We start from the raw sequence: 16,410 nt of genomic DNA, 5'->3' as shown, positions 1-16,410 counted from the left end.
ATTAGTTTGAAGAAGCTTGAAGCATCACACCAGTATAAGGGCTGTAAGCATCAAGCATGACATAGTAAGTACCTGGCACAGCTTGGTTAAAGCGACAAGTCTCACTGTTGCCATTGCGATAAGGTCGACAATCCCAATTTGACTTCGATGCAGGAGAGCCGTACTTAACATAGAGGTCAACATCACCGCTGCCTCCTTGAGTTGTAAAGGTTAAGCTCTTTTGAGTGGCAAGTTCGAAGGTGTAACTTTGCTGACTTGAGCGTGCTCCAGACAACCCTGTTTTCGGCACGCCATCTTTTAGCACGTTGTCAACGGGAGGCTCAATATCGGCGGCATTCGCTAGTTCCACCACATACGACAGTCCAAGCTTTGTAAACTTCACCGCGTGACCGCCCGTTGGATCAGAGTTCTCTAGTGTATCTTGAGAAGTATGAATCTTAGGGTTGTAGTCATTAAACTTAGATTCAAAAGGCATTGCCGCAGAGTAACCCGCATTATGCCAAGAGGCATGATCTGAACATGCGTAACCACATCGATCATATCCATAAGTCAGATTTGGAAGATAGGTATCAATTAAGCCCGCTAAGAACTGAGTCAGGTTACTGTCGGTGTAGTCTGTAATAAAGACGATGTCCTCTGCAGATCCTTTGTAGTTAGTCATATCCAGTTGCAATACAGAGACGACATTTTTGCCCTGAGCTTTATAGCGATTTGCAATATCTTGCGAGCCTCTTAAACCAACCTCTTCTGCCGCATATGCCATAAAGGCAACGGAACGTTTGGGCTTGAAGTTGTTCTCAGCTAACACTCGAATAATTTCACTCACACTAGCGATCCCCGAAGCATCATCATCCGCCCCTGGAGCAATTGTGTGTTCATCGGTGTGCGAGCCAATTGTAGAATCTAGATGTCCGCCAACGATCACCCACTCATCTGGCTTTTCACTACCTTCGATAGTTAGAGCAACCGATTTTTGGTTGTATCCTGAGTGAGCAACTTGCTCTACTTTTGCCTTTGTCATCGACGAAGACAAATTACGCCATTCATTGGCTATCCAATCTGAGGCTTGTGCTCCTGATGTTGTAGTGTAAAAACGGTTATTGAAGCTTGTTAAAGAACGGATTGTGTTAGTGAGTTGCGATGCACTGACTAATGGTATCCAAGCATTAAGGGTCGACTGCTGAGAAGGCTCGGGTAATATGAACTGCGCCCTGCTTTGTGGCATTGCGCTCGCGGCCATGGCGCTTTGCGCTGAAGCATGAACCATATAGCCGCCGCATCGGTGATGCTCTTCATGCATGTTATGCGACAGCTCAGCCAGTTGAGCAATCTCAACTTGACCAACCCACACGTCACCACTGCTCGCAATTGAGTGAGGCAGAATAGATTCTGCTTGCGCTTTCGCGACAGTACTAGCAGCATCGGCACCAATAGAAATCCAAACTTTATCTTCTGCATAAACATTTAAGCATGCCGTAGTTAATGCCATCGCCAACAGCGTTTTTGTATATTTCATTATCCTCTCCAAAGGGGTTTTAAGCCCTAAAAAGTTAGAATAATTATTCAAACATTGAGAAATATTGCTTTTTCATCAGTTTGTAGAGAAAAGTTGTCACCGTTTTATCAATAGATAAGCCGAATAGTTAACATGAAATAGATATAAAAAAGGCGACTCATTGAGCCGCCTTTCATTACTAATTTTGGCTATTAGCCGATGTGCGTTGCGCCGCCCATGTACTTCTGTAGTACAGCAGGGATTGCAATACGACCATCTGCTTCTTGGTTGTTTTCTAGAATAGCAACCATAGTACGGCCGACAGCAAGACCAGAACCGTTTAGTGTGTGCACTAGCTCTGGCTTCTTCTCGCCCTTGCGACGGAAACGCGCTTGCATACGGCGAGCTTGGAAGTCCCACATGTTTGAACACGATGAGATCTCACGGTAAGTCTCTTGAGCCGGAACCCAAACTTCTAGGTCGTAAGTCTTGCGCGCGCCGAAGCCCATGTCACCCGTACATAGAACCACTTTACGGTAAGGAAGCTCTAGAAGTTGCAGAACTTTCTCAGCGTGACCAGTTAGCTCTTCAAGTGCATCCATTGAATCTTCTGGCTTAGTGATTTGTACAAGCTCAACTTTGTCGAACTGGTGCATACGAATCAGACCACGAGTATCACGACCGTAAGAGCCCGCTTCAGAACGGAAACATGGCGTATGCGCCGTCATCTTCAGTGGCAAGTCTGCTTCATCAGAAATAGTGTCACGAACCATGTTCGTCACTGGCACTTCAGCAGTAGGGATTAGAGACAGTTTACGTGGCTCTTCATCGTTTACTTTCTCTTCTAGCGGCTCAGTGTGGAACAGGTCTTTACCAAACTTAGGTAGCTGACCAGTACCAAATAGGCTGTCAGAGTTCACCAGGTATGGCATGTACATTTCTGTGTAGCCATGCTCATCTGTGTGAAGATCAAGCATAAACTGAGCGATGGCACGGTGTAGACGCGCAAACTGACCTTTCATCACGATAAAACGAGCACCAGTGATTTTTGTCGCGCTAGCGAAATCTAGGCCACCACCAAGCTCACCTAGATCAACGTGATCTTTCAGTTCAAAATCGTAAGTTTTTGGCTCACCCCAACGAGAGATTTCAACATTGTCATCTTCGTCTTTGCCTGCTGGCACATCGTCAGCTGGTAGGTTAGGAACAGAAAGAGTGATCTCTTCAAGTTTAGCCATTACTTCATCAAGTTCAGCTTTTTTAGCGTCAAGATCGCTACCTAGAGTACCGATTTGCTTCTTGATCTCTTCAGCGCCTTCTTTGTCGCCAGCTGCCATTTTTTGGCCGATTTGCTTGGAGATGGAGTTACGCGTGGATTGTAAATTTTCAACTTCTACTTGAATCGACTTACGTTGCTCTTCAAGTGTACGGATTGTCTCTACGTCTAGCTTAAAGCCACGACGCGCTAGTTTTGCAGCTGTATCATCCAGCTCTGTACGAAGTAATTTAGAATCCAGCATTGTTAATCCTATGCTTTTTTAGTAGTGAAATCGCGCTTAAGCATCGTGCTCAAGCGCTAAAAATATTAACCGAACAAATGTATCTAAAATGGACGCTTATTCATAGCGCTTTTGTGGGCTTTTTGCGTCTAAACTAGCCAAGTAATCTAACTTTTCGCCAATTTTGGTTTCTAAGCCGCGGTTGGTCGGATAATAGTAACGCGTTTCTGCCATTTCAGGTGGTAGGTAACGCTCTCCTGCCGCATACGCTCCCGGCTCATCATGGGCATAGCGATACTCCGCGCCATAGCCGAGATCTTTCATCAAACTGGTAGGCGCATTGCGAAGATGTGGCGGAACTTCATACTCAGGTTCATTATGTGCGTCGCGCAGTGCTTGTTTCCACGCCGTGTAGACCGCATTACTTTTTGGTGCACAGGCAAGGTAGACAATCGCTTGTGCGATCGCTCGTTCACCTTCTGCAGGTCCAACACGGGTAAAGCAATCCCAAGCCGAAAGTGCTACCTGCATTGCTCTTGGGTCTGCATTACCAATATCTTCTGATGCAATCGCCAGTAATCGTCGGGCAATATAAAGCGGGTCACAACCTGCGGCAATCATTCTCGCTGACCAGTAAAGCGCAGCGTCAGGGTTTGAGCCTCGGATAGATTTATGCACCGCTGAAATTAAGTCGTACCAAATGTCGCCTTTGTTATCAAAACGAGAAACTTTTTCCCCAGCGACTTCAGCCAGTAGCTGCAAAGTGATTTCTTTGTCGCCTTGGTCATCTTCTTGAGCCATATCGTATAACAGCTCAAGATAGTTAAGAGACATTCGCGCATCACCATTAACCAGCTCTGCTAGTCTGTCGAGAACGTTGTCAGCAAACTTCGCCGAAACTTTGCCTAAACCACGCTCTGAGTCGGATATCGCTTGCTGCAACGCTAAATGAATATCTGCGGTAGATAAGGAGGTGAGCTTATATACCCGAGCGCGAGACAACAGTGCGTTATTTAGCTCGAATGAAGGGTTTTCAGTCGTCGCACCGATAAAGGTCACCGTGCCATCTTCAATATGAGGAAGAAACGCATCTTGCTGAGACTTATTAAAGCGATGTACCTCGTCTACAAACAAAATAGTCCGACGACCACCCAACTTGTTTTCGCGCGCTTTTTCAATTGCTGCCCGAATTTCTTTAACCCCAGACGTCACAGCGGAGACACGCTCCACTTCAGCATTGGCGTAGTTCGCCGCCACTTCCGCCAGCGTGGTTTTTCCAGTGCCAGGCGGCCCCCAAAGGATCATAGAGTGAATATGACCTGCTTCTAGCGCTCGTCTAAGTGGCTTGCCCTCTCCCAGAATATGTTGCTGACCTATGTATTGGTCTAACGTTTCTGGACGCATTCTTGCGGCAAGGGGACGAAAATCTTCATCCCCTGAAAAATCCAATGAGTAATTACTCACATTTAATTCCTTTGGTCATCGACCTCGACACCTTCTGGCACAACGAAAGTAAATCGTTCTGCTTTCGGCTTGCTGAGAACAATGTTATTGAACACAAAGTTACTTTGCTGACCATCTTGCTCGACAACACTAAAACCTTGTACCGCGCCCTTGGCATCAATCTTCAGCTTGAATTGACCTTGATTAGAGTCCACTGCGCTTGGTGTTAGCGTGAATGTATCGCCGTTCTGCTCAACGTTGTAGTTATCCCAGTCGCTGGCGCGATTGCGAGTCAGCAGAACAAAAGGCGTTTGCTCAGTTGCTTGCTCTTGCCAGTAAATGCTCACTTGCTCAATAAATGGGCTGTAGTACCACAAAGATTTACCGTCTGAGACAAGCACATTTTCGTCAGGCGTTGTTGTTGTCCAACGAAATAAACTTGGGCGAGCAATTTCTACATTGCCCTCCCCTTCCATTACGATGTCACCTTCTGGGCTAATTAGCTGCTGAGAAAAGTCAGCGCTAAAACCTTCATTTTTCTGCAGTCGTTGGCTTAATTCGTCTTTTGGCGCTGCCATCACTGAAAAGCTCATCAGTAGTAATGCGGCAAATTTCTTCATTAACATTCTTCCTAGTTGTGCACGTTTGGCTTTGTTATATCGCGATTGAATAACCAGTTTGACCGAGTAAAGTTAACTTGGTTCGATTTAACGAATTCAATAACTTAACTACCGCAGCACTGTTTGAACTTCTTACCACTTCCACAAGGGCAAATATCGTTACGACCAATGTCTTTGTAAGGGTTAACACTTTGAGATTTAGCCCCCATCATCGCTTCATCCGCCGCTTGTGCGACTTCAGAGATCATCAAGTCAATTTGTGGAGACATCTCTTCTAGCGTTGGTGGCGTTTCTATACCCGACGCTTTCATCTGTTCGTGAGTTTGTTGCTCATCAATGGCTAACATTAGCGTAGTCAACAGAGCTTGCAGCATCCGCAGCGTACCATCGCCAAGATTTACCTCCGCCCACTGCTCTTCAACCGTAGGCCAAAGCGTCATAAAGCCTTCGGCAAAATCGGCTAACTGCTCACGCTGGTTCGACTCATCCAACAGACCGAGAAGCGAGTACTCATTGTGTTTTAAATAGCTATATTGCTGGTTAATATGGGTTTCAACATCGGCTCGTGCTTTATCAGCCTGCTCGGCAAACACAGACGGTAGCCATGTTTCTGGAGCTAAAGGCTTAGTCGCCATGTTCGCCGCCAGCGTTAGGCCCTCAATAAATAGTAGCGATTCTTCAGTAATTGAGCCTTCGAGTGCCAGTAATTGATACTTCATTATCTTAATCTAGTTTTAACCATAGTTTGGACGCATTATACCCCTAAGCAAGGCGCTGGGTCACTTCGATACTTTACCCGCTGATTTGTTAACCTCTCCTTGTGATAATTCGGAACTCTTCCCGTCACGGCTAGCACTCATATTTGTATCTAGCCTTTTTTCTTACTGGCACTTATTTCTCTTTGAGAATTTGCTCAATAGGTGCATTATTCGCCAATGAAACATTTTCTTACATCCTATTGATAGGTCGCAGTCATCAATATGAAAAGATCTCTTACACGCGGCTTCACGCTGATTGAACTGGTTGTTGTGATTGTTATTTTGGGCGTACTGGCTGTTACGGCCGCACCAAGATTTCTCAATTATCAACGCGATGCGCATATTGCTCGTGCCGACGCTGCGTTTGGTGCTTTTGCTAACTCAGTGCAGCTCTATCAAGCCAAATGGCTCACTCAGGGCGAACCAGAAACGCCTGTTAGCTATGGCTCTGGTACTATTTACCCTTCGACGCCAGGCTACCCAATGTCGGTCGGCAGTGCACCTGTTGACCCAACGGTAGGCCCAATCCGCGGCAGTGACTGCGTCGCAATGTGGAATGCGCTAATGCAAGTTGACTTAACAATTCGCCCGCTCACAACCACGGTACTGCCATCGGATACCGATATCGTCTCTTGGTACACCTCTAGCAACCAATGCACCTATTACTACACCACGGGTTATAGCGATGGTGAAGAAATGCCACTGTTGCTCTACTCCCCACTAACAGGAGTAATTGAAAAAACCACCGGCAGGAATAATGCTTAGACTTCTTAGTGCGAAATCTCTAAAATCACGCCTCTTAATTTAAGACTGATTGTGTGAGAAGAGCGGTATGCGACTAGTGCTAGGCCCGATGGAGGGCGTGTTAGATCATTTGATGCGCGAGATTTTGACAGATATCAATGACTACGATTTATGTGTCACTGAGTTTGTCCGCGTGGTTGATCAACTTCTCCCTGACCATGTTTTCCATCGCCTGTGTCCCGAACTAGAGCAAGGCTCGCAAACTAAATCTGGTGTGCCTGTCCATGTTCAATTGCTCGGACAAGATCCAAATTGGATGGCAGAAAATGCGATTAAAGCGGCACAATTGGGCGCAAAAGGGATCGACCTTAACTTTGGCTGTCCTGCTAAATTAGTCAACAAAAGCAAAGGGGGCGCGGCTCTATTACAGCACCCTGAATTGATTCACAACGTCGTTAAAGCTTGTCGTGAAGCAGTCCCTTCACACACTCCAGTCACCGCTAAAATTCGCCTAGGCTGGGACAACCCAGAAGATTGTTTCGAGATTGTCGACGCAATTCAATCTGCAGGAGCCAATGAGCTAACCGTGCATGCCCGTACCAAAACGGGTGGTTACAAGGCAAGTGAAATCAAATGGGATTACATCAATCAGATTCGTCAGCGCTTCTCGATTCCGTTGATCGCAAATGGCGAGATTTGGAATTATCAAGATGGCCAAGCTTGTATGGAGACGACGGGTGTCGATTCGCTTATGGTATGTCGCGGCGCATTTAATGTGCCGAACCTAGGTAACGTTGTGAAGCACAATCACACCGTGATGCCTTGGTCTGAGGTAGTCGAACTGCTGTTGGTTTACTCTCAGTATGAGATGAAAGGTGACAAAGGGCTCTACTATCCGAACCGCGTTAAGCAATGGTTCTCTTATCTACGTCACCAATACCCACAAGCCGATGCTCTATTTAGGGAAATTCGTACGTTTAACAAGGCAGCGCCGATTGTTGAACACATCACTCGCTATCGTGACGAATTAGCCGCTTAAAACACCAGCTTGTTTTTACCACTGGTTTTCGCCTGATACAGCTTTTCATCTGCAGCTTTGAACAATTTATCAAAGCTGCTTTGTACATCTCCCTCAATCACTTCAACACCGCCAGATACAGTAAATCCACCTTTTACCGCCTGATGAGACTGAGAACAGATAGCGTGATGAACTCGGTTGATGCTCTTCTTCAGCGCCTCGATGTTGTTACCAGATAAATAGATAACAAACTCTTCTCCACCAATACGCGCCGCAGCATCACTACCACGTATACTCCTTGAGATTGCTTCTGCCATATAGGTGATTACACGGTCCCCGACATCATGCCCATAGCTATCGTTAATCGCTTTAAAATCATCAATATCGAGAACGGCTAAAACCGCATATGCAGCGTTGGAGCTACCTTGCAAAAAATCTTCTAAGCCACGGCGATTCAGTAACCCTGTCATCGGGTCTTTCGCAGCCAACTCTTTAAAGTAGCCATGTTCAACGCGCGTATTGATAAAAAAGAGAACGATAACCGAGAAGACATAAATAAGCAGGGTCACAACTAAGCTATAGCGCTCAAACGAGACAAAATTTCCAATCTCTTTTGGCAAATCAAACAAATAATATAGTGAGTGCTCACCGACTACCCCATCAATTGATATCGCTTCGAACCGAAGCGCATTATCAGGCGGCGCAATTCTCGCACTATCTATAATGCTCAGTTTTCCCGCCAACTTACCTTGGCTATTCAGTAGTTCGTCATAAGCGATATCAACAGACAACATGCCTTGATGGACGCCCGAATTGAATACTGGCATAGTCATACTCAGCACCAACTCACTCGTCGTCGCAATCGGTGCAGGCCCAGACATGGTGACCAAATCTCGGTTAAACGCCGTTTGATGCCAAAATGGGCGCACTTTAATGGTATCAAGTAGCTCTAGGGTAATACTTTTTGCATAAGTGTCCGGTGAGGACATGATATAGCCCTCTTTGTCGATGTAGTGAATACCCAACAAATAGGCGTCGATATCATGCAAAAAAGAGAGTACCGGTGCTAATGAGACCTGACCTGAAACTCGCTGATAAGCTTCACTTGAGGGATCGCACAACGAAGCTTCCCCCACCAGCATGTAATTAATATCAACCGCTGGGATTTCTTGAGCGCGTCCATCAGAAAGCAAGGCCGCATCAATTGGCCACATCTGACATAAATCATCTTTAACCTGTCGATTATGTTCAACCAGCAGAATGTAATTGGACTTTGAGTAGTTGGAAAAGCTGTAGTCGAGCGCTGAAATCACTTTCGCCGCTCTAGATAAAACAGCATTCACCCGCTCATACTCGGTATCAATGTCTCGATTTACAGAGTCGTAGTAGTTTTTGATCGTCAAAGCCAAAACGATCACAGCAATTACCAAAGGCATCAAGAAAACAAACTTTAAACTGAAATGTCGGTTAACTTGCATTCCTTTACTACTCATATAGAAACCAAAAACTTAAAAAGCCCATCAATACTGTATTACAGCAGATAGGCTCAGCAGATAAATTGACGCTAATTGTGTCACAAATCAACATCATAAGTTGATTTATGACTGTCAGTAAATACCTAATTTAGCAATAGACTATCGTCAGCGAGCTCTTCTCCACGAACTTTAGTGAACATTTCAAGTAAATCAGGTACCTGCATATTGGCGCGCTGTTCACCCGCCACATCAAGAACGATCTCGCCCTGATGGAGCATGACGGTACGATCACCACAGGCTAGCGCATCTTTCATTGAGTGGGTCACCATCATCACCGTCAAGTTAAACTCAGCGACAATTTTCTTGGTTAAGTCGATGATGAATGCCGCCATACGTGGGTCTAGCGCGGCGGTATGCTCATCGAGCAACAGCAGTTTACTATCGGATAAGGTCGCCATAACTAGACTCACTGCCTGTCGTTGACCACCAGAAAGGAGACCGATACTGTCACCTAAACGATCTTCTAGCCCTAGCCCTAAGATGCTGATTCGTTCTTGAAACAACTTGCGACGTTTGGTTGATAGCGACAAGCTCCAACCCCGCTTTTTTCCCCGCATATAAGCAAGTGCCATGTTCTCTTCAATGGTGAGATCACCACATGTGCCTGCTAGGGGGTCTTGGAAAACACGCGCACATTGCTGAGCTCGCTGGTCAACGGTACGCTTGGTCACATCTAAATCATCAATAATGACGCTACCGCCCACCATCGGGGTTTCTCCCGTCACCGCGCCAAGCAGTGTGGATTTACCGGCACCATTTGAGCCAATTACGGTTAAAAACTGGTGCTCTGGTACCTCTAAGCTCACACCGCGTAAGGCTCGATTTTCTAAGATCGTGCCCGGATTAAAAGTCACTTGAATATCTTCTAAACGAATCATGCTACTTCTCCTGACTCTTTGTCCTGCTTGATTGTTCTTTGACCATCAGCAGGAGGGCTAAGCTTTTTTGATTTGAGGTTTCCTTTAATCTTTGGTGCGATAAGGGCTGCCGCTACTAGCACTGCGGTAACTAAGTTTAAATCCGACGCTTGTAAGCCAAACATTCCAGTACTCAACGCGAAGGCTACCGCTAAACGGTAGAGCACTGAGCCAACGATAACCGCCACAACCGCTACCCAGATCTTTCTGCCGGGAATCAAGGTTTGCCCTAGAATCACTGCAGCTAAGCCAACGACGATAGTACCGACCCCTGACGTGACATCGGCAAAACTATTGGTTTGAGCAAATAAGGCACCTGCGAAACCCACAAACCCGTTCGATAGCGCTAAACCAAAGTAAGTATAAAACGCCGTACTCGCCCCTTGAGCCGAGACCATGCGTGCATTGACACCTGTCGCTCTAAGTCCGAGGCCAAAATCACTATTTAACAGCCTCACCACTAACCAGCCCGATATCAAAACCAAGACTCCAACAATCAACGGACGGATCAGCATAGGATCACCGATGGCTTCAAATGGGGTCAAAATGGTCTCTTCCCCAAGTAAAGCAACGTTCGGCCTACCCATAATTCTGATGTTGATTGAGAACGCGGCGATCATCGTCAAGATAGAAGCAAGCAAATGAAGAATGCCACAACGCACCGCCAAGAACGCCGTCACCCAGCCCGTTGCCGCACCGGCTAAAATCGCCATAAACGTCGCGAGCCAAGGGTTAATCCCCGCCACTATTGCCGTCGCCGCTACGGCCGCTCCCATAGGAAAGCTACCGTCAACACTTAAGTCTGGAAAATCAAGTACGCGAAAGGTGAGATAAACGCCCAGAGCAACAAGGCCATATAGCAAGCCAATTTCTAGAGCGCCAAAAAATGCAAAAGCAGACATACCAACTCCCTTTTCTGCTAGAGATCAAAACGCCTCAAGCATGTATTGCACACACTTGAGGCTGAGGTTTATTTCACGCTTGTTGCACGATCTAGAACAGATTGAGGAATAGAAACACCTAGCTTAGTTGCTGCACTCTTGTTGACCACTAGATCAGAGCCTTTAGCGACTTTTACATCCAGTGAGCCTGGGTTAGAACCTTCTAAAATTGCCGCCACATAATCTGCGGTTTGTACGCCCACTTGGTAGTAATCAAAACCTAAGCTCGCAATGGCACCTTTGTCGACGTAAGAAGTCGCCCCACCAAGTACTGGTGTCTTAGCTTGGTTTGCCGCCACAATCATACCTTCGATGGCACTCGCAACTGTGTTATCCGTTGGAGCATAAAGAACATCTGATTTTGCTGCGATAGCTTGAGTTGCCGATTGTACGTCAGCACTTTTCAGCGCCGTTGCTTCAATCACTTCAATACCTTGTGCAGATGCACTTTGTTTAAGTAACTCAACTAGGGTAACTGCGTTTGCTTCACCTGGGTTAAATACCACGCCGATAGACTTAGTATTTGGCAAAATCTCTTTGATCAACTCGACATGCTGACTCACTGGAGACAAGTCAGAAAGACCAGTAACGTTTTTACCTGGTTGCTCTAGCTGTTTAACTAATTTCGCGCCTACCGGGTCCGTTACCGCAGTAAAGACAACCGGAATAGAGCGCGTTGCAGATACCAAAGCTTGCGCGGTTGGCGTAGCAATGCCGACTAATACATCTGGCTTCTCACCAACATATTGGCGGGCAATCTGCACCGCAATCGCTGGGTTCCCTTGCGCAGTTTTATAGTCAAATTCGAGGTTTTTGCCCTGCTCGTAACCTTTAGCTTTTAAGCCATCGATTAAGCCTTGGCGTGTAGCATCCAATGCTGGGTGCTCAACGATCTGAGAAACGGCGACTTTCGCTGTTTTCGCCATAATGCTAGCGGATGAGAGTAATGTGACACCTGCAAGAGCGGCAGTTGCAATGACTTTTGCTGCTTTCATCTTAACTCCTTGATGTAATACCAACGTCCTTGTTCGCTCAAACATCTATCTCTAAGCTTGACAGGCATTCACCTCGTCAGTTGTTTGCTTAGATGACATAGCGTACGAGCCCGTTTGTTGAACTTGGTATAAGCAATAATGTTGTGTGAGGGTAGATTTAGTATTGTTGTTATTGCACAAAATATGTGCACATCAATATTATTACCAACATGCTGTTCAAAAGAAAAGCAACTTTTAACATTAAAGCAACAAAAGGAGAGCCGCGTTGTCGTTTACTGTTTCACGGCATGAATCAACAAGTTGCGCGGAGTTGTCTCTCTAGAACAAAACTCCGATAAGGTCACCTCGTAGCCTTGCTCTTGTAGGTATAACGCTTTATCTAACACTAACCACAGCTCCAACACACGACGAAAAGGTTGCTGTACCAAACTGATGCGTTCCATCTGCCAGTAGCGATCCTGACCTAATTGTTCATAGTAGCCAAAATCGACTTCCGGCAGACTGGCTCCCTTCTGCTCACACGCCCAGCGACAAAAAGCGTCAAAACCTTCTGCTAACTGAGATTTTTTGATGCTAGGTACAGGTTGATAGGTGTTGATTTGCGTGATGTCGCGCATCAATAAGTCAAAGCCTAGACGATAGGTCATCTCTTCCATTCGATGGCGCTTCACGCGCTCGCCCCCCGTTACCGTCTCCTGTAGAGGGATTCTGAGTTCTTGGCGCGTTAGAGTCAGTGTCGAAGCTCGGCCAAGCTCAGATAAGGCTTGATAAGTCTCGCTATTAACCAAGTGATAGCAACATGGTGATAAGGTCACCGCAGGAAGTTGCTTAGTCGTTGCATGGTTGATTAAAGAGACATGCAAATCACCGCAGGCATGCAAGGCAACCGCGTGTTGGTTACTGTTGAATGCCACCTCGGCCTGCTCACTCAGCGCATCACCCTGAATGAATTGCATTGTGAGCCCCTGTTTGTCTGCCTCGCGTTGACCCGACTCGCACAGTGCTTGCTGATATTCAAAACTAGTTACTTTTTGTTGAGCTTGGCTTGCAAGAATTCGCCCGAGAAAGCCCTTGCCTGAACACCACTCAAGCCATTCACCACCATGATGGTTGTTAATAGCCGCTTCCCCCATCGAGAGAATTTGCGCTAATTTTCGACCGGGTACGCCACTTTCAACACCTCGTGCTAATTCAAGCCCTTTGTTGGCAATTTGTGGCAGTGTTGTCCATCCGCTAATCTGCTCAAGACAAGGGAGGTAGCATGACATATCGTTAAGCAATGAAGCGTTGTCTTGCTTATAAGAGGTAATTTGCTCAGGGGAAAGACTCTCTAACCAAGCACACAATGCTGAGCTATGAGTAAGCCAAGGCAAAGATTGTTGATCAGATAGAAAAAATGGCTCGAAGCGCCAGTAGGCTTGATGTTCAATCAAGAACTGATTGAGTGATTGGAATTGGTTTAACATGACTTCCCCCTAAACGGGTATTTTAGAGGGAAGCCAATCGAGATGCTAGCGTACCGGTAGATCGATATCTTTAAACATCTCTTCAATTTCAGCGTTTGATTTCAGTGACAAGGCTTGCTCCACCACAGGTCGAGTCAAGTGAGGCGCAAATCGCTCCATGAAATCAAACATGTACGAACGCAAGAAAGTACCGCGTCTAAAGCCAATACTTGTCGTACTTGCACCAAAGATATGGCTCGCATCAATCGCGACTAAATCGGTATCTTGTTCTTGGTCGATCGCCATACTTGCAATCACACCCACACCGATTCCCATGCGTACATAAGTTTTAATCACGTCAGCATCGGTGGCAGTAAACACCACTCGCGGCGTTAAACCGTACTTATTAAACGCAGTATCAAGCTCAGAACGACCCGTAAAACCAAATACGTAAGTGACAAGCGGGTAGCTGGCTAAATCTTGAATCGTGACCTTCTCTTTTTGCGCCAATGGGTGAGACTTAGGCACGACAATTGAGCGATTCCAGTGGTAGCACGGCAACATGATGGCGTCTTGGTACAAATGCAGCGCTTCTGTGGCAATAGCAAAGTTTGCCGTCCCTTTCGCAATGGCTTCAGACATCTGTGAAGGCGTACCTTGATGCATGTGCAGTGATACTTTTGGGTAGCGTGCAGTAAAGCCTTTAATCACATCTGGTAGGGCATAACGAGCCTGAGTATGAGTAGTAGAAATATTCAGCGTACCCATTTCTGGATGAGTATGCTCACCCGCAACCGCTTTTATGCTCTCTACACGGGCTAAAATCTCTTGAGAGATGCGAATAATATCTTGTCCCGCACTGGTCACTTGAGTTAAATGCTTACCACTACGTTCAAAAATTTGAATGCCAAGTTCGTCTTCTAATAAACGTACCTGTTTACTGATACCCGGTTGCGAGGTATATAAGCTCTCTGCGGTTGCTGATACATTTAGGTTATGGTTAACAACCTCAACAATATACTTCAATTGTTGTAATTTCATTCTCGACCTCGCAATCCCTTATCGACGCCCCATAGTGAGCAAATATAGTTTATAATATTTAGTTATAACGCCAATAGGTTTAAATTGATAGTCCAATCGCAATATAAGGTAAGGAAATACAGGCTGTTTTTGCGCCTGATTGCCCATTTTGCAATCAAATACTCAGAATGAGCTTTGCAATCAGAGTTTTCATTAATAAAATTTATCAATTGGGCGATAATACAAAACAGGTGCAGTAGCTTAGCGGAATCGTGTATGCTTACCTGCTAGCCATTACAAAAACATAAGATACGGAATTTATGAATATTGGTTTAATCATAGCTTTAGTTGCCATCTTACTTATTTTGATCCTTGGCTATAACATTATGCTCCAGTATAAAGTTAAAGCTGAAACGGCGCGAAAACAGGAAAGTTCACGCTACTTACAGATCATAGATGCGACCGAAGACCTCATCGGACATGCTCATCATATGCCTTACAGTAAAGAGCTATTGATGTGTCTTAATACCCGTATTCTAGATGCACTGCAAAGTATGCACGAACTCGACCCGAAGAATAAGCAATTAGAGCAACGGGTTGAGCATGTAAAGCAACAGATTAAGCAGCTTGAAGAGAATTTCAAAGGTGGTGAAAGCGCAACCTTTAAAGTTCCATCAAGTGATAAACAAGCGATTGTTATGCTCAAGTTGGTTAAGCGCCTGCGCGACACTATTCGCAGCGAGCACAACAAAGGTCGCTTCGAAACCCAAGCGTACGTTGCAGAGAATGCTCGACTAGAAACCATTCAGATTCGCATCAATATTGAAAACGTTATTAAGCGTTCCAATGATGCCATCGTTCGTGGTCAGCCAGGCACCGCTATTCAATTGCTGAAGAAAGGTCTCGATGCATTAAGTACTAAGAACGATAGTTACTCAACGCAAGCTCGCGAGAAGCTACAGACCATGTACGATGAGCTTGAGACGAAACGCCAAAATCGCAATGCAGAAGAGCTTCATCAAATTGAAGAAGATCAACGCAAAGACGATATGGATGCGCTCTTTGGCGAAAAGAAAAAGTGGTAATATAATCCCACTCAACCTATTCAAAAAGGTCGCAATTGCGGCCTTTTGTTTTTAATTTAGCTGTAAAACCACAATGATTGAACTAGAACAATATCAGAGCTTACTGGAGCCGATTAATGGATTCCTGCAATGCTCAACGCCGGACAAATGGGTAGAAGAAGCTCGCAAGCCTGAAAACCTAAAAGTCGTTTTAATCGACCACTTACTGTGTGAGCTTAAGGCTGGCCAGTCTGCTATGTACCTGATTCGCAAGTACGCGGTAGATAAAGAGAGTGCGCATAGCTTACTTGATTGGTTTAAACCCTATGAAGACTTTGCTTATCGCAAGACCGGCAGCCTTGAAACGCTGAAAGGCAAGAGCAATATATCTAAAGCAATCATGGCCAAGTCTAACTCTCCATATAGCCAAGATCTGATCGACAAAATGGTTCTATTGATAAAAGAGGAACTGCACCACTTCTATCAGGTGCTTGAAATCATGGACAGCCGAGGTATCGCATACGAGCCAGTTCAAGCCAGTCGTTACGCTAAAGGCTTGATTGCCAAGATGGCAACGCACGAGCCACAAACCCTGATTGATAAGCTTATTATTGGCGCCTACATTGAAGCTCGTTCATGCGAGCGCTTTGCTAAGCTAGCACCACATATGGATGAGGATATCGCTAAGTTCTACGTATCCCTATTACGCTCAGAGGCTAGGCACTATCAAGACTATCTCACACTCGCTGAAGATATAGCAGGAAAAGATATCACTGAGCGTGTTGACTACTTCGGTAAACTAGAAGCAGAGTTAATTTCTTCAACTGATAGCGACTTTAAGTTTCATAGCGGAGTTCCAGCTTAGCAAGCTTAAACCTCCCCTCTTCAAATCAAACAAGGATGCTTGTCAGCATCC

The 16,410-nt window shown here is 45.7% G+C and carries 15 protein-coding genes; 4 read left to right on the top strand and 11 right to left on the bottom strand.

Annotation, left to right across the window (positions count from 1 at the left end; genetic code table 11):
- Position 1 precedes the first annotated feature (1 nt).
- The 5 genes from AC5O63_RS08755 to AC5O63_RS08735 all read right to left on the bottom strand — a co-directional run bounded on the left by AC5O63_RS08755 (position 2) and on the right by AC5O63_RS08735 (position 5,776).
- Entirely contained in the window at positions 2–1,489 is a 1,488-nt protein-coding gene (locus tag AC5O63_RS08755) for a M28 family metallopeptidase (RefSeq protein WP_494505001.1), read from the bottom strand.
- A gap of 218 nt (positions 1,490–1,707) precedes the next feature.
- Positions 1,708–3,015, bottom strand: coding sequence for a serine--tRNA ligase (gene serS, locus AC5O63_RS08750; RefSeq protein WP_367938289.1), 1,308 nt, complete (start codon positions 3,013–3,015; stop codon positions 1,708–1,710).
- 96 nt (positions 3,016–3,111) lie between these two features.
- Positions 3,112–4,458 (bottom strand): replication-associated recombination protein A, encoded by a 1,347-nt coding sequence (locus AC5O63_RS08745; protein WP_494504671.1) that lies wholly within the window; start codon positions 4,456–4,458, stop codon positions 3,112–3,114.
- Between the two features lie 2 nt (positions 4,459–4,460).
- A complete protein-coding gene (gene lolA, locus AC5O63_RS08740) occupies positions 4,461–5,057 on the bottom strand; it encodes an outer membrane lipoprotein periplasmic chaperone LolA (RefSeq protein ID WP_069666818.1) in 597 nt (198 codons plus the stop codon).
- 104 nt (positions 5,058–5,161) lie between these two features.
- Positions 5,162–5,776, bottom strand: coding sequence for an SEC-C metal-binding domain-containing protein (locus AC5O63_RS08735; protein WP_494504670.1), 615 nt, complete (start codon positions 5,774–5,776; stop codon positions 5,162–5,164).
- 261 nt (positions 5,777–6,037) lie between these two features.
- Here AC5O63_RS08735 and AC5O63_RS08730 point away from each other — a divergent pair, with 261 nt between their 5' ends.
- The gene (locus AC5O63_RS08730; protein WP_494504669.1) at positions 6,038–6,580 is read left to right on the top strand and encodes a prepilin-type N-terminal cleavage/methylation domain-containing protein; all 543 of its coding nucleotides are present in this window, start codon (positions 6,038–6,040) and stop codon (positions 6,578–6,580) included.
- A gap of 67 nt (positions 6,581–6,647) precedes the next feature.
- Positions 6,648–7,598 carry a tRNA dihydrouridine(16) synthase DusC gene (gene dusC, locus AC5O63_RS08725; protein WP_272785388.1) on the top strand — a complete coding sequence of 317 codons (951 nt, stop codon included), beginning with the start codon at positions 6,648–6,650 and terminating at the stop codon, positions 7,596–7,598.
- On the opposite strand, the gene AC5O63_RS08720 is transcribed toward dusC, so the two are convergent.
- From AC5O63_RS08720 to cysB, 6 genes are all read right to left on the bottom strand, one after another.
- Positions 7,595–9,055: a GGDEF domain-containing protein gene (locus AC5O63_RS08720; protein ID WP_494505000.1), complete on the bottom strand. Its 1,461-nt coding sequence runs from the start codon at positions 9,053–9,055 to the stop codon at positions 7,595–7,597. The genes dusC and AC5O63_RS08720 overlap by 4 nt on opposite strands.
- A 140-nt stretch (positions 9,056–9,195) precedes the next feature.
- The gene (locus tag AC5O63_RS08715) at positions 9,196–9,990 is read right to left on the bottom strand and encodes an ABC transporter ATP-binding protein (protein WP_004748917.1); all 795 of its coding nucleotides are present in this window, start codon (positions 9,988–9,990) and stop codon (positions 9,196–9,198) included.
- The gene (locus AC5O63_RS08710; protein ID WP_171321084.1) at positions 9,987–10,931 is read right to left on the bottom strand and encodes an ABC transporter permease; all 945 of its coding nucleotides are present in this window, start codon (positions 10,929–10,931) and stop codon (positions 9,987–9,989) included. The genes AC5O63_RS08715 and AC5O63_RS08710 overlap by 4 nt, the downstream gene beginning before the upstream one ends.
- Positions 10,932–10,999: 68 nt before the next feature.
- Positions 11,000–11,965, bottom strand: a complete 966-nt coding sequence (locus AC5O63_RS08705) for an ABC transporter substrate-binding protein (protein WP_486785691.1) — start codon at positions 11,963–11,965, stop codon at positions 11,000–11,002.
- A gap of 272 nt (positions 11,966–12,237) precedes the next feature.
- Complete coding sequence (locus tag AC5O63_RS08700; protein WP_494504668.1) at positions 12,238–13,431, bottom strand: methyltransferase; 1,194 nt, start codon at positions 13,429–13,431, stop codon at positions 12,238–12,240.
- A gap of 45 nt (positions 13,432–13,476) precedes the next feature.
- Positions 13,477–14,451 (bottom strand): HTH-type transcriptional regulator CysB, encoded by a 975-nt coding sequence (gene cysB, locus AC5O63_RS08695; RefSeq protein ID WP_004749651.1) that lies wholly within the window; start codon positions 14,449–14,451, stop codon positions 13,477–13,479.
- Positions 14,452–14,750: 299 nt separating this feature from the next.
- Here cysB and AC5O63_RS08690 point away from each other — a divergent pair, with 299 nt between their 5' ends.
- Together AC5O63_RS08690 and miaE are read left to right on the top strand one after the other, a co-directional pair.
- Positions 14,751–15,515: a DNA repair protein gene (locus tag AC5O63_RS08690; protein ID WP_272785393.1), complete on the top strand. Its 765-nt coding sequence runs from the start codon at positions 14,751–14,753 to the stop codon at positions 15,513–15,515.
- A gap of 73 nt (positions 15,516–15,588) precedes the next feature.
- On the top strand, positions 15,589–16,359 hold the full coding sequence (gene miaE / locus AC5O63_RS08685; RefSeq protein WP_494504667.1) for a tRNA isopentenyl-2-thiomethyl-A-37 hydroxylase MiaE: 771 nt from the start codon (positions 15,589–15,591) through the stop codon (positions 16,357–16,359).
- The last annotated feature ends 51 nt before the right edge of the window (positions 16,360–16,410 follow it).

The sequence above is a fragment of the Vibrio sp. SCP2 genome, from assembly GCF_059295395.1.
Note: the sequence above shows the minus strand (reverse complement) of the source record. Positions and strands in the feature narration are given on the sequence as shown.